The 20,335-nt window shown below is 43.7% G+C and carries 19 protein-coding genes; 15 read left to right on the top strand and 4 right to left on the bottom strand.

What is annotated here, in order from left to right:
- Positions 1-315: 315 nt before the first annotated feature.
- From D6V41_RS02910 to D6V41_RS02900, 3 genes are all read left to right on the top strand, one after another.
- Positions 316-546 carry a type II toxin-antitoxin system CcdA family antitoxin gene (locus D6V41_RS02910; RefSeq protein ID WP_136249947.1) on the top strand — a complete coding sequence of 77 codons (231 nt, stop codon included), beginning with the start codon at positions 316-318 and terminating at the stop codon, positions 544-546.
- Positions 539-835, top strand: coding sequence for a CcdB family protein (locus tag D6V41_RS02905; protein WP_136249946.1), 297 nt, complete (start codon positions 539-541; stop codon positions 833-835). Before D6V41_RS02910 ends, D6V41_RS02905 begins: the two co-directional genes overlap by 8 nt.
- Positions 836-965: 130 nt before the next feature.
- Positions 966-1,772 carry a PPK2 family polyphosphate kinase gene (locus D6V41_RS02900; RefSeq protein WP_136249945.1) on the top strand — a complete coding sequence of 269 codons (807 nt, stop codon included), beginning with the start codon at positions 966-968 and terminating at the stop codon, positions 1,770-1,772.
- 82 nt (positions 1,773-1,854) lie between these two features.
- On the opposite strand, the gene D6V41_RS02895 is transcribed toward D6V41_RS02900, so the two are convergent.
- The 4 genes from D6V41_RS02895 to D6V41_RS02880 all read right to left on the bottom strand — a co-directional run bounded on the left by D6V41_RS02895 (position 1,855) and on the right by D6V41_RS02880 (position 7,389).
- Complete coding sequence (locus tag D6V41_RS02895; protein WP_136249944.1) at positions 1,855-3,558, bottom strand: protein adenylyltransferase SelO; 1,704 nt, start codon at positions 3,556-3,558, stop codon at positions 1,855-1,857.
- 149 nt (positions 3,559-3,707) lie between these two features.
- Entirely contained in the window at positions 3,708-4,136 is a 429-nt protein-coding gene (locus D6V41_RS02890; protein WP_136249943.1) for a hypothetical protein, read from the bottom strand.
- Positions 4,137-4,413: 277 nt separating this feature from the next.
- The gene (locus D6V41_RS02885) at positions 4,414-5,889 is read right to left on the bottom strand and encodes a YfcC family protein (protein ID WP_136249942.1); all 1,476 of its coding nucleotides are present in this window, start codon (positions 5,887-5,889) and stop codon (positions 4,414-4,416) included.
- A 123-nt stretch (positions 5,890-6,012) separates the two neighbouring features.
- Positions 6,013-7,389, bottom strand: a complete 1,377-nt coding sequence (locus tag D6V41_RS02880; protein ID WP_136249941.1) for a hypothetical protein — start codon at positions 7,387-7,389, stop codon at positions 6,013-6,015.
- Between the two features lie 225 nt (positions 7,390-7,614).
- Here D6V41_RS02880 and flhA point away from each other — a divergent pair, with 225 nt between their 5' ends.
- From flhA to D6V41_RS02820, 12 genes are all read left to right on the top strand, one after another.
- Complete coding sequence (gene flhA / locus D6V41_RS02875) at positions 7,615-9,714, top strand: flagellar biosynthesis protein FlhA (RefSeq protein ID WP_136249940.1); 2,100 nt, start codon at positions 7,615-7,617, stop codon at positions 9,712-9,714.
- Between the two features lie 47 nt (positions 9,715-9,761).
- A complete protein-coding gene (gene flhF / locus D6V41_RS02870) occupies positions 9,762-11,270 on the top strand; it encodes a flagellar biosynthesis GTPase FlhF (protein ID WP_136249939.1) in 1,509 nt (502 codons plus the stop codon).
- On the top strand, positions 11,267-12,118 hold the full coding sequence (locus D6V41_RS02865) for a MinD/ParA family ATP-binding protein (protein ID WP_136249938.1): 852 nt from the start codon (positions 11,267-11,269) through the stop codon (positions 12,116-12,118). The genes flhF and D6V41_RS02865 overlap by 4 nt, the downstream gene beginning before the upstream one ends.
- A 10-nt stretch (positions 12,119-12,128) precedes the next feature.
- On the top strand, positions 12,129-12,857 hold the full coding sequence (locus tag D6V41_RS02860) for an RNA polymerase sigma factor FliA (RefSeq protein ID WP_136249937.1): 729 nt from the start codon (positions 12,129-12,131) through the stop codon (positions 12,855-12,857).
- Positions 12,858-12,929: 72 nt separating this feature from the next.
- A complete protein-coding gene (cheY, locus tag D6V41_RS02855) occupies positions 12,930-13,313 on the top strand; it encodes a chemotaxis response regulator CheY (RefSeq protein WP_136249936.1) in 384 nt (127 codons plus the stop codon).
- Between the two features lie 25 nt (positions 13,314-13,338).
- Positions 13,339-14,109, top strand: a complete 771-nt coding sequence (locus tag D6V41_RS02850) for a protein phosphatase CheZ (RefSeq protein ID WP_136249935.1) — start codon at positions 13,339-13,341, stop codon at positions 14,107-14,109.
- A gap of 12 nt (positions 14,110-14,121) precedes the next feature.
- Positions 14,122-16,356: a chemotaxis protein CheA gene (locus D6V41_RS02845; protein ID WP_136249934.1), complete on the top strand. Its 2,235-nt coding sequence runs from the start codon at positions 14,122-14,124 to the stop codon at positions 16,354-16,356.
- Positions 16,357-16,486: 130 nt separating this feature from the next.
- The gene (locus tag D6V41_RS02840; RefSeq protein WP_136249933.1) at positions 16,487-17,278 is read left to right on the top strand and encodes a ParA family protein; all 792 of its coding nucleotides are present in this window, start codon (positions 16,487-16,489) and stop codon (positions 17,276-17,278) included.
- On the top strand, positions 17,268-18,005 hold the full coding sequence (locus D6V41_RS02835) for a chemotaxis protein CheW (protein ID WP_136249932.1): 738 nt from the start codon (positions 17,268-17,270) through the stop codon (positions 18,003-18,005). Before D6V41_RS02840 ends, D6V41_RS02835 begins: the two co-directional genes overlap by 11 nt.
- 90 nt (positions 18,006-18,095) lie before the next feature.
- Positions 18,096-18,587 (top strand): chemotaxis protein CheW, encoded by a 492-nt coding sequence (locus D6V41_RS02830; RefSeq protein ID WP_136249931.1) that lies wholly within the window; start codon positions 18,096-18,098, stop codon positions 18,585-18,587.
- A 195-nt stretch (positions 18,588-18,782) separates the two neighbouring features.
- Positions 18,783-19,256, top strand: coding sequence for a DUF2802 domain-containing protein (locus D6V41_RS02825; protein WP_168710945.1), 474 nt, complete (start codon positions 18,783-18,785; stop codon positions 19,254-19,256).
- Between the two features lie 130 nt (positions 19,257-19,386).
- Complete coding sequence (locus D6V41_RS02820) at positions 19,387-20,307, top strand: homoserine O-succinyltransferase (protein WP_136249929.1); 921 nt, start codon at positions 19,387-19,389, stop codon at positions 20,305-20,307.
- The last annotated feature ends 28 nt before the right edge of the window (positions 20,308-20,335 follow it).

The following is a 20,335-nucleotide window of genomic DNA, read 5'->3' as shown; positions in this document are numbered from 1 at the left end:
TCAACCCTAGCGTTGTCAAGGACCAAGGTGACAGGTGGCCTGAACTTAGCTTTTCCCGGGAGTTTCTGGGGAAAAGTTCGTGTCAATGCTGGCGATGTATTGACCCAAGTTATCCTAGTACTGCAGGTTGTTAATGTGCATGTCATGGTGTTTCGGTATTTTTAAAGCCCCGTCCTTAATTTGGCATCTGCCGTCTTTGCCGCAACTTTCGCTATACAATAAACTATCTCTTATTTAACGTGCAATGTACTTGGTCTTGCTTGCAATGCGCATATATTAAGCGCATGCTGAGTGTGCATATTTTTGGAGAAAGACATGCGACAAAAAGTGTCATGCAACACCACAATATCTAAATCGCTTTTATCTGAGGCTAAAACTCTTAATTTAAAGCTATCTGAAATTTTCGAATCTGCGCTCGCTCAAGAGGTCGCAAGGAAAAAGAGTGATATTTGGTTGAAAGAGAATCACGATGCAATAGCCAAACACAATCAAAACATCGTAGAGAAGGGCACTTTTTCAGAAAACACTGGCCAACTGAATGATTGAACAGTTTTCCTTATACAACTACTCATCAGTGTTAGTGGTAGTGCTCAATAATACGATTTTCAATGAAGTCGAAAGTATTTTAGTTGCTCCCGTAAAACTCAAATCAAATGAACAGCTTATTCAACATTTACAAATTCCATGCACCTTAGATGATAAACTACACTTTATAGACTTACTGGACATAGCAACAGTTTCCAAAAGAGGTCTTAAGGCAATTGAAGGGTTTCATTTACGTTTCAAACGAGATGAAATTAAGTCAGGGATCGATTTGTTAATTGATGGATTTTGATAACTCCATATTGAATAAGATTTTAATTGTCGCCAAAATACAGCGATGCTTGGGAAAAAGCGCGTTAAAACAGGCTTTAGCTCGCAAATTAAAAGAAAAATATGATGATATTGAAGGTTTATAAAAGTCTATGATAGAGACTGCAAAATTCCTCGCTGTACCTGGCTCCAATATTGAATTAACTAGCTTGGCTAGCAAAGAGCAAGTCGGCTTGTCAGAGCATGAAGGTAAACAACTAAAGCAGGTATTGGCCAAGCGCCTGAGAAAGTTGCAGGAATTGCTTTATGCGAGTCGACAGAAGGGCTTGCTAGTTGTTTTTCAAGGGCTTGACGCAAGCGGAAAAAACTCAACTATCAGAAGATCATTCCAAACGCTCAACCCCACAAATATTCGGGTGAAAAGCTTTACAGCACCAACAAGGCGTGAAAAACAACAAGACTTTCTTTGGCGAATACATTCGCATGCGCCAAGAAAGGGCATGATTTCAATATTTAATCGTTCTCATTATGAAGATGTGGTAACTGCCAGAGTGCGCAAACTTGTAGATGAATCATTATGGAGTCAGCGCTTTAAGCACGTTAATGCCTTCGAACAAATGTTGGCTGAAGAAGGCACAATCATTATTAAGTTTTACCTTCATATTTCCAAGGACTACCAGAAACAAAGGTTACAACGTCGATTGAATCGAAAAGATAAATTATGGAAATTTGATCCTGCAGATATCGAAGACAGACAACACTGGGAGGATTATATGCAGGCATATAATGACGCTATCCAGCATTGTTCAACGCCCTGGGCACCATTTTACATAGTGCCTTCTGAAACGAGATGGTATCGCGACTTGATTGTGATGCAAACTTTAGTAAATGCACTTGAAAAGCTGGATATGTCCTATCCTGATGTCGATTTCGATCCCTCTAAAATATCCCTAAGGTGATATAAGGCTACGAGCGGATATTCTGTTTGGCAAAATCAACCAGCCTTTATTGTTGCTAGTTCTCGTTCGCTTGTCTGAGCGTCTAAGAAGAGCAGCTATAGTGAGATACTCCGCCAGTGTCAAAAAATGCTTGAGGCCGAAGTTGGTAAAACTTTTGTTCAGTCTCGGCAGATTGCTCTTCATAGGGATTATTTAATACCTCTCGCAGCTCATGCAAGAGTGAATAGTCTCCTTCCATTGCTTGCTTATAGGCTGGCACAACCAGCCACTCTCGCCAAGTGAACTTTGGGTTTACTCTTTTCATCTTTTCAGAGACATGCGCGGGATCTTCACGCTTAAGTACCGCACTTCGCCATTTTGTCAGCCAGGCTTGCCATTGCTCTGAGAGAGCTTGCGAAGGAGCTTCGTAAAAACTTTTTTTAAGTTCCGACAATTCACTGGGTATTTTTGAGAGTTCCCGGAAGAAAATTGTATAATCTACAGAGCTTTGCATCATCAACTGAAATAGCTGCGTATACAGTTCATGGTCAAAAGCATTGAGGCCCAGCTTTGCCGTCCACATTTTTTCCAATTTGTCTTGCATTAGAGATGAAAACCCATCGCGGACATCGTGTAGTTTCTTAAGTGCATCTGATGTTACAGTTAATAACGGCTCCAGGGCCTTACAAAACATAATAAAGTTTGTTTGAGCAGCAGCACTTTGGTTAAAAAATGAAAAATGACGTCCGCCGCCAGTCCATGGCTGAAAATACGGGTCGAAGCGCTCACAAAATCCAAATGGGCCGTAATCAAGCGTGTAGCCGCCGCACGCGCAATTATCACTGTTAAAATTACCTTGGCAATATCCCACTCTCATCCAATGGGCAATAAGCGAAGTGAGTCGTTCTCGAAATTCAATGGCCAAGAGCACCACTTTATCGGTAAATGCTAAGTTCGCGTCAATCTGATTTCTATATTCTCTCTCAATCACATGTTCAACAATTAACTTTAGTTCGCTTAGCGCATTTGGATGTTCATTTTTGCGCGCGCGTCGCCCGAACAATTCTATTTGTCCTACACGCAAAAAAGAGGGGGCAACGCGTGTGGATATTGCGACTGGATTAGATACCATTATATCTGGATCCATGGAATATGAACCTTCGGAGTACCAAGGGCGGTTTACCCTTTCGGTTTCTGATACAAATAAGCTCAATGATCTCGAAGTAGGCACGCCTAAAGCATGCATATACTCTTGCGCTACAAACTCTCTAATACTTGAACGAAAAACCGCTCGCCCATCTGCACCGCGACAATACGGAGTAGGGCCCCCTCCTTTAAGTTGCATTTCCCAACGTTGTCCATTTAACACTGCCTCAAGCACCGAAATTGCGCGGCCATCTCCGTAACCATTCCCTGTGCGAAAAGGGCACTGTTGTGTATATTCAGTACCGTATATCGAAAGCGCGTAGCCTGTGGCCCAACCGTAAGGATTCATTGACTTTGGTAGCGCAGACGTGTCACCAGAAAAAAATTGCTTGAAAGCGTCAGTGTGAGCGAAATCGTCATCAAAGCCTAGCTCGCGAAAAAAAACTTCGCTGTGCGCCACGTATTGAGGATGCGCAATAGGGGTCGGTTTTACTGGTACATAATGCCCTGAAAAAACTTGTCGAGGGGCAAAATCTTCGCCCGACTCTGTTGCCTGCGGGTCGCAATTTAGCTTTTCTAATAATGAATAATCTGCGGCCTTTGCAAGGTCTTCGAGACTACGGACCTTTGTTGGCGTATCGCTGCTTGAAATCTTGGGCATACGGATAATTATACCTATAAATTAATTCACAACTTTTAGAGATGTGAGCCTTTTGTTTTTGCAATCTCTTTGTTTCGTACATTCACAGAATGTATTGCATAAATTTACGAATGTCGAATGTTACATCACTTCTAGCAAACATACTGACGCTAACTTGCAAAATGCGCACACTGCTGCATTGTTTGTTCAATAAACTCTGCGAATTTTTGTTGGTTTTGACTTTCTTCAAATGCATTAAGGGTCTCACTTGTTTGAGATTTAATGGTATTTAAACGGGTATCAATCAGCGCACCGTCTTTGTCTTCAAGCGCGCTAGCTTCTTGTTTGGCATTTAAGTAGATATCATTGAAGGTTTCGTGCCAGGTATCCATATCTTGATATAAGTTGCTTTCGTAGGATCTAAGCACCTCGCTTGATGCGGTACAAAAAACAGCTTCTGCCAAGCGCGACTCTCCCTCTCCTTTGGACAGTCCTATGTCTACCTCCGGATCCTTCTGAGAACAAGCGGATAGCGCGCTTATAAACAGGGTACACATAAGCATAGAACAGAGGCCTGGATTATTAAGACATTTATTCATAACTAGCTCCTTAAAATAAAATTTGCACGCGAGTTGAAATTGTCACTATTCGCTTATTCGAAAAACTTAAAGGTCAATAATTTAGTTAAGGTTAGTTAAACAAAAAGCGTTCCAAAACATTATGTAAAGAAAACAGAGGCCTACAAAATGATTGGCAACTCATTAAAGCGTTTATTCGCAATATTTTGAAAAGTTTTCATTCTGTTTGACCAAATTTAATTTCAAAATTTAATGTGCGGGCCAGTTACTGACTGACTCAACAACATAGAAGTTGCTATCAGGTTCTAGCAACATGCAGCTCTTGGGCATTTACATTATTAAGCATAAGATTGGACTGAACGTTGCTATCTTGAATAGATGGCTGCACATCGGCGCCATAATCAAACACCACGGCCAGCACCAATACAACTGATGCAGCCAGTGTTAATTTGATAAACAAGGGAAAACAAAATTTGAACCAAAGATGATAGGGGACGCCCGCCATTCCTATAATGCCCATCAATACCGCATTAGTTGGAATAATCATATTTGAGAAGCCGTCTCCAAATTGATAAGCCAATACAGCTATTTGTCTGTTAACGCCAATAATATCGCCTACAGGCGCCATTAAGGGCATTGTCACGTAAGCTTGTCCGCTTCCTGAGGGGATAAATAGATTCAGGATAGATTGCATCAGAAACATGCCCACAGAAGCGATTTCGGGTCCAAGATGTGAAAGCGGCATCGACATATAATGCACGAGAGTATGCAGAATTTGACCATCTTCCATAATCAGTGCAATACCTCTTGCAACGCCAATTAAAATGCCGGTAGTTGCCAAATCCTGCACACCTTCAATAAATCGAATTGCCGCTTCATCGGCACTGAGTCTTCCCACCAAAGCAGTAAAAATTCCCCATATAATGAATACTGCGCCAAGCTCATATAAATACCAGCCCTTTTGTGAAATTCCCCAAACGGCGATCCCAATGGAGATAACCAGTCCGCTTAAAATGAGCGCATGTCGCGCATTAAGGGGCGGGTATTCAGTTTGCTCAGTTCCGGCTAATGGGCAACTAAGTTCGGCAGTAAGTGACCTTTTAGGATCCTTTTGTACCATCAGCGCATATTTCCACACATGATGAAAGCCGATGAGCACGAAGGGAATGAATATCGCTAATCGTAGCTCAATGCCAGAATACAGTGGCACATCCGCAACTTGTTGCGCAACCATCACCGTGAAGGGACTGAAGGCCGATACGCCATAGCCAATGCCATAACCAACCACAACCATTCCCACGGCCGTCATTGCATCTAAGCGCATGGCTTTACATAGCCCGACTAAAATAAGCACAAAGGGTATGTATTCGCCAGCGGTGCCAATGGCGCCTGAAGCAAGGGCAAAGGTAAAAATCACCATAAAAATTAATAAATAGGGCTTTTCACCAAATCGCTCAAGCAATCTGCCTATTAGCGCGTCGATAGTGCCGGTCGCTCGCGCAATGGCGAGCACGCCTCCTACGATAAAGACAAAAAAGATGACATCCTGAGCGGCAGCTAACGCTCGTGGAATGGCAACAAAAAAGTCCTTAGGACTTAATCGTATTTGCGTGTCGGCCAAACTGTAAGTGCCTGCCACAACGGCTTCTCTGCCATTTTCTAAAGTGACCGTTTCAAAAAATCCTTGTGGAATAAGCCAGGTGGCGATGTAAGCCACAAGCATCATAAACAAGAGTAAAACGAGGGTGTGCGGGACTTTAAATTTGTCTGTCATTATTCTGTCTTTTTAATTTATCAAGCTGATACGAATGTTTTTCAGATTTGGCGCTATTGTTTGGTGCTTTCAATTTTGCTTTCGGTCTTTGCTTTCCATCTTTTGCTGTTAATACTGGCTGCTCTAAGGGTCATTGGTGCTATCAACTTCTTGAGGTCGGTTTGCGGCGTTGATTTCATCCAGTTTAAGCAATAGCGCTTCACGATATTGATAGGTATCTAAAAAACCTTTTGCCTGTTCGCTATTGTTTCCTCCCAAGGCGTAATATATGTTCATCGCGATATTTATCTGTTCATTTTCTGACTGAACTTTATGCAGGTGTTGACGAGCAAAGTCAGTATTTTGGTAGGCGCTGGTATTAAGGATGCGAGTAATTGCTTCCTGAGTATCAACATTTGTCTGCCTTTCCACCCAGTCCAAGGTTTGCTGAGGCGATACATAGCTTAGATGCGACGCAACGTCGTTAATACGTTGGCTCAATTCCGCAGGACTCGCGCTTTGCATATACCATTGGGTTGCAGCATCAAAATCCGACATCCCCCATACAGCCAATGCTTGGCGTTTGTAGTTAAGACTTTGCTCACCGTTGTAAGCAGTATCTAGCCACTGAGCAGCATCCACTGGTGATTTTTGAACCCAGGCTGTTACTGCAAAGTCATAAGCATATGGGTCATCAAATTGTTCCATTTCCTCAATAAACCCAGTAATTTGTGCTGTATCGTTAGCGCCATTAATTGCACCGGTAATGGCGGCGCTTACATTTCCGTTGGCATCTTCAAGCTCTCTGAGTTTTTCAAGCGTAAGCTGGATATCCTGCTTTGCCAAATGACTGAAAATAGGTGTTAATTCGACGCCCATATTACGAAACATGGCATGGCTCTGGCGCGGATCTTCATTTAGTACAAACTCAAAAGCCGCGAGGGGATCTTTTTTTGCCCATACTTGCATCACAGACGATCTACCCATCATTTCTAACTGGGGATCTTTAAGGGTACTTTTCAGCATCGACATGGCATGCATGGGATCATGTTCGGCAAGTTGTGCAAAAAATATCATAACAGGCTGAAAGTTTTGTTGGCTGCTACCCTCTTTGGGAATGAGGCGTATCACGTCCTCAATTTCGCTCACCGACATTTGAGAGATGAGGGCGTATATCTCGCTTAATTGCTTGAGATTAAGCGAAAATAAAGTGCCATCCAATAGCTGCCTGACTTCTCTAAGTAGTTTATCAGGGGGATAAGCATTTAACGAGGGTGCCTGATGACCTTCATCGCTAGTTGGTACTTGTGAAGTGGTGTCAATATCATCAACTGAGGCTTCATTGAGATGAGTTTCTGGATAAGGGGGTTCTTGTCTATCGAATGCATTGTTTTGCGTATGTCTGAAAACCGATGGGCTTTCAGGCGTATCGGTATAAGGCCCGCTTGCCACCAAAAAACCGGCTACAAAACATATCACCGCTGAAACGAACCAGAGGCTCGCAATTATTCCTTTACTCATCATTTTCCTTATATTGCCAAGCATCTTTTCTACATTTTACTTGCCGTTTGAAAAATAATCTACGCGCATTAATTGTGATTGATTCTATGGATCCTTCATTGTGACTGCACCTCGTAAATATTGCGTCTGCCAACTAAATTTTGATTATTTGTATAAGCTCACAAAGTCTGGCACGCATGTTGAAATAGACTCGATAATTATTCCTAGCTGTCAAAAATTTGTTGTATGCAATTAGCCTCTTACTTTCAGCGTGTCGATAAAAATCAATTAAAACAATTCACCACGGGTATGGGTGCGCCAATTATCGTGCTTGCACTTATGGGAATGGTCATTTTGCCAATGCCTCCGGTGCTACTGGATGTGCTATTTAGCTTCAACATTGCTCTTTCTCTTGTCATTATTTTGGTCTGTGTATTCACTGCAAGACCAATTGATTTTGGTATTTTTCCTCTCGTTCTGCTTGTCGCTACTGTTCTGCGTTTGGCCTTAAATGTTGCCTCTACCCGAGTTGTGTTGCTTGAAGGACACGAAGGTGGCGATGCAGCCGGTAAAGTCATTCAAGCCTTTGGCGAAGTGGTAATTGGTGGCAACTATGCTGTTGGGGTTGTGGTGTTTGCTATTTTGCTCATTATTAACTTCAAAGTTGTTACCGCTGGCGCTGGGCGTATTTCCGAAGTTAACGCACGTTTTACCTTAGATGCTATGCCAGGTAAGCAAATGGCCATTGATGCTGATCTTAATGCGGGTTATATCGATCAGGACGAAGCACGTCGACGCAGAGAAGAAATCACCACAGAAGCGGATTTTTATGGTTCGATGGACGGTGCGTCAAAATTTGTAAAAGGCGATGCAATCGCCGGGCTTTTCATCATGCTTATCAACATCGTTGGCGGCTTGTTCATCGGCATGTATCAGCACGATTTAGACTTTTCAAACGCCATGCAAGTATACACTATGCTAACCATCGGTGATGGCTTGGTTGCACAAATTCCGTCGCTTTTACTGTCGGTAGCTACAGCAATAATCGTAACCCGTGAAAATGACACCCAAGAGATGGGTGATGAAATTCGTGAGCAACTGTCAAACAAACAGGCACTGTATATTACATCCGGCATTTTATTTGTGATGGGCATTGTTCCTGGCATGCCGCACTTCGCATTTTTATCGTTTGCTGCTTTAGTTGGTGGCTACGCGTATTACCGAGAAGTGAACCGTAAAAAGGCAGAAGCTGAGGCTGCACGCGTTGAAGCTATGCCGGAGGTATCTAACGCTACGCAAGAAGTCAAAGAGCTTAGCTGGGATGATGTGCAGCAAGTTGATGTTGTAGGTCTTGAAGTAGGTTATCGGTTAATTCCCTTGGTAGATAAGTCGCAAGGTGGCGAATTACTGACGCGAATAAAAGGCGTTCGTAAAAAGCTTTCTCAGGAACTGGGTTTTTTAATTCCGCCTGTGCATATTCGCGATAATCTGGATTTCTCCCCTAGCGCTTACAATATCTCTATGCTTGGCGTGAGTGTCGGTGAAGCCGAGATCAGTCACGACAGTGAATTGGCGATTAATCCTGGTCAGGTTTTTGGCAAATTGGAAGGTACGCCAACTCAAGATCCTGCCTTTGGACTTGATGCAGTCTGGATAAAGAAAAGCCAGCGAGAACATGCCCAGACATTAGGTTATACCGTAGTTGATGCAGCAACGGTAATTGCCACTCATTTAAGTCAATTGCTTACAACGCATGCCCATCAGCTGCTGGGTCATGAAGAAGTCCAGCAGTTACTCGATATGCTCGAAAAAAATCATCCGAAACTGGTTGAAGGTTTAGTGCCTGATATCTTGCCCTTAAGCACGGTCGTAAAAGTTCTGCAAACCTTGCTGTTCGAGGGAGTTCCTATTCGAGATATGCGCACCATAGTGCAAACCCTTTCTGAATTTGGACCAAAAAGTCAGGATCCCGACGTACTGGTTTCCGCGCTTCGTATCGCGCTTAAACGTCTGATTGTTCAGGAAATTACAAGTGGGGCACAGGAAATTCCGGTGATTACACTTGCCCCTGAGCTGGAACAGATGTTGCATAAGTCACTTCAAGCAGGTGGTGAAGACGGCGCTGGCATTGAGCCAGGATTGGCCGAAAAGCTACAGGATTCGCTGGCTGAGGCGTATCAGCAGCAAGAAATGGCAGGCGAGCCTGCCGTATTACTGACGTCAGGAATGTTGCGTCCAGTTTTATCAAGATTTTTAAAACAGTCTGTAAGTGGTTTACACGTGTTGTCTTATCAAGAAATACCTGACGACAAGCAGATCAAGATTGTATCGTCAGTGGGTCAATAAGCTGACATGCGCTTAGGCAAATAATAAGCAAAGCACACGAGGAAGTTATGAAGATTAGACGTTTTTTTGGCAAAGATATGCGTGAAGCCCTAAAGCAGGTAAAGGATGAATTAGGTGCTGAAGCTGTCATTATGTCTAACAAAAAAGTGGCCGGTGGCGTCGAATTAGTGGCAGCGGTTGATCCAGCACCAGGTTATGCTAAAAGCTCATCCAAAAATGCGGCGAGAGAACAGGTCGCTAATAATCAGCGTTCCTCGGGTGACAATGCGAATCAGCAGGTTAGCTTTGCACAGCGTAAACCGGCACCAACCTTGAGCGAAGTAATTGGCGATGATATTCCGGATTCATTACAGGCATTGCTTGAAAAGCAACAAAGTCATTCTCAACATCGTGACAGTGAATCAAGTATGCATGTATCTCAAGGCGCGTCTCATGTATCGAGACAGTCAACTTCAGGTTACGAAAAAGCGCAAGCCATAGCCAAAGCAAAGGCATTTCAGGATGAACAGGCGCGTCAATCAGCGCGTGCCGATGAGACCATCGTTCGTTCTCCCGCTTTTGTTGACGATACAGATGCAGATTTAGAAAATAGTCAGGCAGCAAGCTTGACGCCGCCTCCAAGTGTATTGGAGCCAGACCAAATGGACATTATTCGTGCCGAGCTGGAATCCATTAAAAATGTGTTGAAATTTCAGGTTTCTGAACTGGCTGACGAGCGCAAAAAACGCAACAACCCCACTCATCATTATCTGCAAGAGCAGTTGATTGGAATGGGTTTAGGCATGCAGCTATCTCGCCAACTGATTGATTTCTTGCCGCATAAAATTGATGAAAAGCAGGGCTGGAAGTATTTGCTTAATTTACTTTCCAACCGACTGCAGGTTGGTGGTAACGACATTTTGACTCAATCGGGTGTAGTGGCTTTAGTTGGGCCAACAGGCACAGGCAAAACCACGACCTTGGCAAAATTGGCGGCAAAATATGCGCAAAAATATGGCGCAGAACAGGTCGCCATGGTCACTATCGACACATACCGAATCGCCGCGTTTGAACAATTAGCCACTTATGGGCGAATTATCGGCTGTAGCGTCAAAAAAGCGCAAAGCGCTGAAGAGCTTAACCAAATTCTTTATCAAATGCGGAACAAAAAACTTGTGTTAATTGACACGGCCGGTTTTTCTCAGCGCGACGCGCGATTAATTGAACAACTTAAAGAATACGAAACGGGTCTGTCGGTGAATATACGCAAGTATCTTGTTTTGCCAGCAGGCGCGCAATATCAGGTGCTTAATCAAACGGTGAAAGCTTATCATTCCACCGATATTTGTGGCTGCATTTTCACAAAGCTTGATGAGTGTTATAGCCTTGGAGAAGCTTTAAGTGTGATCATCGAAAACGATCTGTCGCTTAGCTATGTCACTGACGGACAGCGCGTACCAGAAGATATTAAACTCGCTGACTCTGCCAACTTGACACTGGTAGCGGCAAAACTCTACAAGCGCTATGGCCTTCCCATGACAGGGAGTGAGTCAGTAGCAAGTGCTGGTGGCTTATGATAGTGGATCAAGCAAGTAGTTTAAGAAGAATGAACACAAATAAACAGATAAAAGTAATCGCTGTGACTGGCGGTAAAGGTGGCGTTGGTAAGACCAATCTTACCCTGAACCTTGCCGTATCGGCAGCAAAACAGGGCCAACGAGTGATGGTGCTCGATGCCGATTTAGGCTTGGCCAATGTGGACGTGATGTTGGGGTTACGAGTTGACCGAAACTTATCTCATGTTCTAAGTGGAGACTGCACTTTGGATGAGGTGCTGGTGACAGGCCCTTATGGCGTCAAAATTGCGCCAGCCACCTCTGGAACAAAATCAATGGCTGAACTTGGACCCCATGAACATGCCGGGCTCATTCGCGCATTCAGCGAGCTGCAAACGCCTATCGATATGATGCTAGTGGACACAGCCGCCGGTATTTCAGACATGGTGGTGAGTTTTTCCCGGGCCGCGCAAGACGTCATCATCGTAGTTTGTGACGAGCCTACTTCATTAACGGACGCCTATGCACTTATTAAAATTCTAAACCGCGAACATGGTGTGTTTAGATTCAAAGTGGTTGCAAACATGGTGCGTTCAGAAAAAGAAGGCCGTGAATTATTTAGTAAGTTGTCAAAGGTAACAGGGCGCTTTTTAGATGTCGCTCTCGAATTAGTCAGTATCGTGCCATTTGATGAAAATGTTAGAAAAGCCATTAGAAAGCAAACTGCCTTGGTAGAGGCTTTCCCTGGTTCTCCTGCGGCTAAAGCGATTGCCAAGCTTGCAGAACGCACCATGACGTGGCCAATTCCCACACAAGCAGGTGGACACTTGGAATTTTTCATTGAAAACCTCGTGTCTTTGCATGAGTAGGTAAATAAAAGTGAGTAATAAAGTGACCGTATATCAACAACAAGTAGACAAAAACCAATTGGTTGAGCGCCACGCGCCACTCGTTAAACGAATCGCTCATCACTTAATGGCACGACTTCCTGCAAGTGTATTAATCGATGATCTTATTCAGTCAGGCATGATTGGCTTACTGGAGGCTGCTCGTAATTTTGATGGTTCAAAAGGCGCAAGCTTTGAAACCTTTGCCGGCATTCGCATTCGAGGCGCCATGCTGGATGAAATTCGAAAAGGCGATTGGACACCACGTTCGGTGCATAAAAACTCTCGCGCGATTACTGAAGCGATTAATCTCGTTGAAAAAGAAACCGGACGAGATGCACGCGATACTGAAGTCGCTGAAGTAATGAATGTCTCAGTGCAGGAGTACCATCAAATGCTTAATGAGGTCAATGCCGGTAAATTGGTGGGCATTGAGGATTTAGGTGTTAGTGAGGATGTGCTGACGAACGAAGAAGCAAAGGGCGCAGACAAACCTTTTGAAGAAATGATGCAAGGATCATTTCAGAAAGCGCTCGCGCGGGCGATAACTACATTACCAGAGCGCGAAGCGATTGTTCTTTCGTTGTACTACGACGAAGAACTGAATTTAAGGGAAATTGGTGAAGTGCTTGAAGTAAGTGAATCTCGCGTAAGCCAAATTCACAGCCAGGCCATGCTCAAGCTCAAGGCAAAGATGCAGTCATGGCGGACTGCGGAATAAATCGATTTATTGCTTGGTAGATAGCCATAGCAGAGTAACTAGTTAAACAAAGGTTCCATTGCGGAGGTAGTTTTGGACAAGAATATGAAAATCCTCGTTGTTGATGACTTTTCAACGATGCGGCGAATCATCAAAAATTTGCTTAAGGACTTAGGCTTTACTAACGTCCAGGAAGCTGACGATGGCAATACAGCTTTGCCCATGTTGAATCAGGGCGACTTTGATTTTGTGGTGACTGACTGGAACATGCCAGGTATGCAGGGTATTGATTTGTTACGTGCTATTCGTTCTGACGAAAAGCTCAAGCACCTGCCAGTGCTGATGGTGACGGCTGAAGCGAAGAAAGAACAGATAGTCGCTGCGGCTCAGGCAGGTGTAAACGGTTACGTAGTTAAACCTTTTACGGCGGCGACCCTAAAAGAAAAGTTAGACAAAATCTTTGAACGTCTAGGCTAAGAATCTTACATTGAGGTGACGTCAGATGACGAATGAAGCACCCTTGATTTCGCTAGACGAGGCGAAAGCCCTTGTGGCGCATCTGGAAGCCGGTGAAGTAGAGTCAGTCAATAACATTGTGCATGGCATTACGTTAAGAGAGTCAACGGAGTTATTCTCAGAAGTTGGCAAGCTTACACGTCAGTTACACACGTCTCTTACCAGCTTTCAAGTTGATGAACGCATAGCGAATCTTACAAAACAGCAAATTCCGGATGCTCAGTCACGATTAGAGTATGTGATTACTGAAACCGAAAAAGCAGCAAATTCCACCATGGACGCCGTCGAAAAGAGCATGCCAATAGCCGAAGCGCTCAACGACAGGTTAAATAGCGTCTTACCCGAGTGGAAAAAACTCATGTCGCGGCAGATAGAGCTTGGTGAATTTAAAACCCTGTGTTTGGATTTGGACAAGCTATTAAGCGATGCTCGAGACGACTCTGCTCAGCTTAACAGCATGCTTACTGAAGTTCTTATGGCACAAGGTTATCAGGACTTAACCGGTCAGGTCATTCGACGCGTTATAGAACTGGTCAAAGATGTAGAAGAAAGCCTGGTTGACATGCTGGCCGCTTTCAGTGACGAAGAGGGCAAGCGTGATAAGCGCAATGACACGATTGATAGCAAAGCTCAACCTTCTGCGAAAACTGACGATAAAGTAGAAGCCGAAGGGCCAATTATTAATGCAGCAGAGCGGGATGACGTTGTTCACGGACAAGACGATGTTGACGATTTGCTGTCGAGTCTAGGTTTTTAGGGGAGCAAACGAATGTCGTTTGAAGTTGACGAGGATATCTTGCAAGACTTTCTGGTGGAAGCTGGAGAGATACTTGAACAGTTGCAAGAGCAACTCGTAGATTTGGAAAATAATCCAGAAGATGCTGATTTGCTAAACGCAATTTTCAGAGGCTATCACACCGTAAAAGGTGGTGCTGGATTTTTGTCGCTTGGTGAACTAGTAGACATTTGCCACGGTGCCGAGAACGTTTTCGACGTTATGCGAAATGGTCAGCGCACGCTCACCCCCGAACTGATGGACGTAATATTACAAGCCACGGATGTTGTGGTTGAAATGTTTGAAAACGTTAAGGCGCGAGAACCTTTAGAGCCTGCACCAGCGCATCTGATTGAGCTTTTGCATAAACTCAGTGAACCTGAATCAGAGAACGAACAAATTTTTGAAAATACCGAAGCAGGCGGATCAGTAGCTTCAGTTGAAGAAGCAGTATCGCTTGAGCCAGAAGCGGCCAAAGTTGATACGCTTGCTGAATCAAGCAATACGTCTCAAGATGGCAGTATTGATGAAATCACCGAAGATGAATTCGAAGCGTTACTAGATGAGCTACACGGTGACTCAGCGCCGGGTAAAAAAACAGTTTCAGATTCTCAAACTGAAGTGAAACGAAGTGTCAGTTCACAAAGTGACAGCGGTAAGTCAGCAGGAAGCGACGATATAACCGATGACGAATTTGAAGCCTTACTTGACGATTTACATGGCAAGGGTAGTTTTAAAACTGATTCTTCAGTTAAAGTTGAAAACACTGCATCCAAAGCAGAAGCTGTGTCCACTGACGATGATGAAATCACAGACGAAGAATTTGAGGCCCTGCTGGATGATTTGCATGGTAAAGGTAAAGCGCCGGTAATAAAAGACGAAAAACCAAGCGCTGTAGAAGAAGTACTGGAAAAAAGCAGCACTGCAAACACGCCTGTTGCGTCAGGTCCATCAAAAACACAGATTGATAAGCCAGCAGCATCTTCTAAACCAGTTGAAAAACCTGCTACCACAACAGCTACTGTTACAAAACCTGTAGCCAAGAAAGCGGAAAAATCTTCACAGCCTCAAGCTGAAACTACCGTGCGTGTTGATACAAAACGACTTGATCAAATTATGAACATGGTGGGTGAGTTAGTTCTTGTTCGTAATCGGCTGTTAAGTTTGGGGATCAACGTTGCTGACGAAAGCATGACAAAAGCCATTGCGAATCTTGACGTTGTCACCGGCGACTTGCAAGGTGCGGTTATGAAAACGCGTATGCAGCCAATTAAAAAGGTTTTTGGTCGTTTTCCGCGGGTTGTACGTGACTTGGCTCGAACTTTGAAAAAAGAAATCACCCTGGTTTTGGAGGGGGAAGAAACCGATTTGGACAAAAATCTGGTCGAAGCCTTGGCCGATCCCTTGGTGCATTTGGTGCGCAACTCTGTCGATCACGGTATTGAGATGCCGGATGAACGCGAAGCTGCCGGAAAACCACGCATGGGTACGGTTCGACTAGCTGCATCGCAAGAGGGTGACCACATTCTTCTTACTATTGCCGATGATGGCAAAGGAATGGATGCAGAAAAACTCAAGGAAATTGCGATAAAACGCGGTGTGCTAGATGCAGATTCTGCCGCGCGTATGTCAGACGTTGAAGCCTTTAATCTTATTTTCGCGCCCGGATTTTCTACCAAAACTGAGATAAGCGATATTTCAGGCCGTGGCGTAGGCATGGATGTAGTAAAAACCAAAATCAATCAACTGAACGGCTCTGTCAATATCAATTCGGAGCTGGGCAAAGGAACAACACTTGAAATAAAAGTGCCGCTCACATTGGCCATATTACCGACCTTGATGATTGTCGTTGGGCAACAAACCTTTGCGCTTCCTTTAGGTTCAGTCAATGAAATTATCAATATGGATTTGAGTAAAACTAACACGGTTGACGGTCAGTTAACGATGATTGTTCGCTCTAAGGCAATCCCCTTGTTTTACTTAAACGACTGGTTAAACCTCGGTAAGCCAAGTAAAGATCGATCTCAAGGCCATGTGGTGGTTGTACAGATAGGAACAAAGCAAGTTGGTTTTGTGGTGGATTCGCTGATTGGTCAGGAAGAAGTAGTGATAAAACCGCTAGATGCTCTGTTGCAGGGAACGGCCGGTATGGCAGGCGCAACAATAACATCTGATGGGGGCATCGCACTTATTTTAGACATTCCGAGCTTACTTAAGCGATACGCATAAACTTGTGAAGGATTAAAAAAGGTCGCATCTGTAAAGGTGCGATTTTTTATTTCAAAAAAAAAAGTTGCGCATAAAAATTGCTTAATATCTTTACTCAAGACATTTATATTTCAGGCCGAAAAATAAATACATGCAAGTGTGGACAGTAGTAAATCAAAAAGGGGGAGTGGGTAAAACCACCACCAGTATCTCTTTGGCGGGGAGTCTGGCTTCGCAGGGAAAACGTGTATTGCTTGTTGATTTAGATCCACACGCATCTTTAACCTATTATTTAGGCTATGATGCAGAAGAGCTTGAACACAGCGTGTTTGACATTTTTATTGACGAGGCTGCCAGTAAGAATGACTTGCAGAGTGTCAAAAAAGCGATGCTCTCAAGCAATATTCAATCCCTTACCTTGCTTCCTTCGCATATTGCACTTGCCACCTTGGATAAACGCTTTTCAAGTGAGCCTGGCAAAGGTCTGGTCATTAAAAAGTGTCTTAAGCAATTCAACGGTCATTTTGATATCGTCATTATTGACTGTCCCCCGGTTCTTGGTGTGCTGATGGTCAACGGTTTGGTTGCAGCAGATAAAATCATAATACCTACTCAGACGGAACATTTGGCCCTAAGAGGCTTGTCTCGCATGTTGAGCACCATTGAGCAACTAAAACCCACGCTTAAAACCACTTTCAAACCAGAGCAGGATATAAAAGTGGTTGCTACCTTGTTTGACAGGCGACTGAATGCCTGCGTGAAAAGTTACTCACAAATGCGGCACGATTACAAAGAAACGATGTGGCGAGGTTATATCCCGGTGGATACCTTGTTTAGAGAAGCCAGTGAAAAACAAATACCGATTTGTCATTTAAAAGCGAATAGCCGTGGCGCTTTTGCCTATGACAAACTAACCAACGAGTTACTTAAAGATGTCGCATAGTACTGCATTTGATAGGTCATCAAAAAGTCCAGCTAAACAAGCATTAGACGATTACTTTCAGGCTTTAACTCAGTCAAATGAGCTAACAGAGATTCAAACTGACCAAATGCCATGCACTGAAAGTGAAGAATTGGCAATTGCCTCGCGATTGTTGGCACAAGCAGATGCAGTTCTATTAGAAGAAAGCGCTAGAACTGAAAATCATTATAAAGAAAAGACGCAAACGGTCGAAACAGTAAGCAGAGATGCAGAACCTGAGCCATTGCTTCTTAAAGATAGATTGCCAAAGCGTTTTCAGGCACTTTATTTTGAAGCTGCGGGTTTAACCCTGGCTATTCCCCTGACTGAACTTGGGGGAATTATAAAAATGCAAGCGCTTAGTCAGTTGCCCGGTAAAGCATCGTGGCTATTGGGAGTGCTTTTAAAAGATCAGAGTAAGTACCAGTGCGTAAACACAGCAAAGTGGGTGATGCCTGAAAAATATGGTCCGGCACTTGAAGCATCGATTAATTATGAATATGCCGTGCAGTTAGGGAAAACGCCATGGGCATTGGCCTGTGAAGTGCTCGAGAGCACGCACGAAATTAACCAGGACGAAGTTAAATGGCGAAAGCCTGATACAAAACGTCCTTGGTTAGCTGGCATGATCAAAGAAAAAATGTGTGCTTTGATTGATGCAGAAGCGCTAGTGAGGCAACTCGAGTCAAAGCAAAACACAAAGAGTTAATTAACGAGTATTGCAACGCTTATTGTCCTGTTTAACCAGTAGCACGCAATAAATAACACTACAGCGTATGTTGTAACGGAGTAAAATCTAATGTCTGAAGAAAGAGCAAGCGCCACCGCGGCTGACCCAAATGATGAAGTATTGCAATGGGTTACTTACCGCTTAGACGATGAGACCTACGGCATTAATGTAATGCAGGTGCAAGAAGTCTTGCGTTACACTGAAATTGCACCAGTTCCAGGTGCCCCGAACTATGTAATGGGGATCATTAACCTGCGCGGTAATGTGGTTACTGTAATTGACACGCGTGCTCGATTTGGTCTGCCACCATCGGAAATTACCGACAATTCGCGAATCGTTATCATTGAGTCAGACGAGCATGTAGTGGGTATTTTGGTAGACAGCGTGGCTGAGGTGGTATATCTGCGCTCTTCTGAAATTGATAGCGCACCGAATGTAGGCACTGAAGAAAGTGCTAAATTTATTCAGGGTGTGTCAAACCGCGATAACGAGCTACTCATTTTAGTCGACTTAAATAAACTTTTAAGTGACGACGAATGGGAAGATGTTCTAAATATCTAAATTTATCACTCTTCTCAGATATCCTTCTTAAATGGCAAGTTGCTTGAAGCGCTTGCCACTTTTCGTTGCATCCTTTACGTTTGTGCATATACTCATACCGTTCTAAATATTAAGGTTTCCACCTAAGATTTAAAGTAAACGGATCTAAAGCAAGTGCTTTAACACACCGAAAATAAAAACAATGTGATGAGTCGAATGAACGCGCTAGATGATAACACTCTAATGATTAAACTACTGCTCCTGTCTTCCCTCGTTTTATGTGCGCTACTGATTGCGCTCTGGCTTTACGTAAGGTCGCTAAAAGGTCGGCTTTTGCAGTCTGTCGGCTTAATTGATGAGCTATACAAAATTACACAGACTCAAGCTGCTACAAACAGCGCAAACGAAGCAAAAATAAAAAAACTGATTGATGCGACAGAAAAGCTAAAGACCGATATGCAAAGTCAACTCGCATCACAGTATGAAGCAAATATCCAAGCCTTAGATAAAAAGCTTGAGAGCCTGAGCGCCCAGATTGAACGCGTAGAAGAACAGGATCCAACGCTTAAAATGTACAGTCGTGCCAGCAAATTAGTGGAGCAGGGGGCAAGTATGGACGATATTATCGAAGCGAGTGGCTTGCCTAAAGCCGAAGTTGAAGTACTGCTTGCCTTAAACAAGCGTAAATAGCGCTGCGCTTATCTATTTATTCTTAAAACAGTTATAATAAACGTTTAGACGTCTAGACGTTTATTCTTGACTTTCAGATTAGTTCATCCACAATATCCTCATTCTTGACTAACCAGTTTTAATAAGTGCTATGCCAATTAAAATACCTGCGGAACTGCCAGCGTTAGAGGGGCTGCTTGCCGAAAATATTTTCGCTATGGACTCCACTCGAGCGGGTCAACAAGACATTCGACCTTTGAATGTCGGTATTTTAAATTTAATGCCTAATAAAATCGAAACTGAGCTACAAATATTACGCTTGCTTTCGAACACGCCTCTGCAAATCAATATCGACTTAATTCGCATTGACGATATTGCCCCAAAAAATACGCCAGCGGCTCATATGAACGCCTTTTACCATCCGTTTTCAGAGGTGGAATCGGTTAAGTACGATGGTTTAATTGTCACAGGTGCTCCTTTAGGAAATATGGAATACGAAGATGTACTTTATTGGGACAGAATGTGCGCTATTATGGACTGGAGTAAGCGCAATGTGCAGTCCACCATCTTTTTATGCTGGGCGGCCCATGCTGCCATGTATCGGTTTTATGGTGCACAGCGCGTATTACGCGAAAGAAAGCTTTCAGGCGTTTTTGAGCATCAGGTATTGGATGAAAAGAACGAACTCATGCGAGGTTTTGACCCGCTTTTTTGGGCACCGCATTCGCGAGTAGGAGAAATTCCTGTGGCAAGCTATGCGCAGGCACCTGATATTCAGATACTGGCGCAATCAGACGAAGCGGGTGTTTATATTGCCGCATCAGAAGATAAGCGTCAGGTATATGTCACTGGTCATCCTGAATACGATCCGCTCACGCTGGATCAGGAATATCATCGTGATATTGAGGCGGATTTATCGCCTCACGTGCCTGAAAATTACTATCAAAACGATGTTCCAGGCTCGTCTGTCTTGGTGCGTTGGAAATCACATGGTAATTTGTTTTTCACGAATTGGCTTAATTATTATGTGTACCAGAATACACCTTACGATTTAAATGAGCTGAAAGGCTAAACGACATTCTGCTCATTTTTTTCAATCA

It is taken from the genome of Ningiella ruwaisensis (genome assembly GCF_004798935.1).
GTDB lineage: Bacteria > Pseudomonadota > Gammaproteobacteria > Enterobacterales > Alteromonadaceae > Glaciecola > Glaciecola ruwaisensis.
This window is presented reverse-complemented; position numbering and strand designations above follow the sequence as displayed.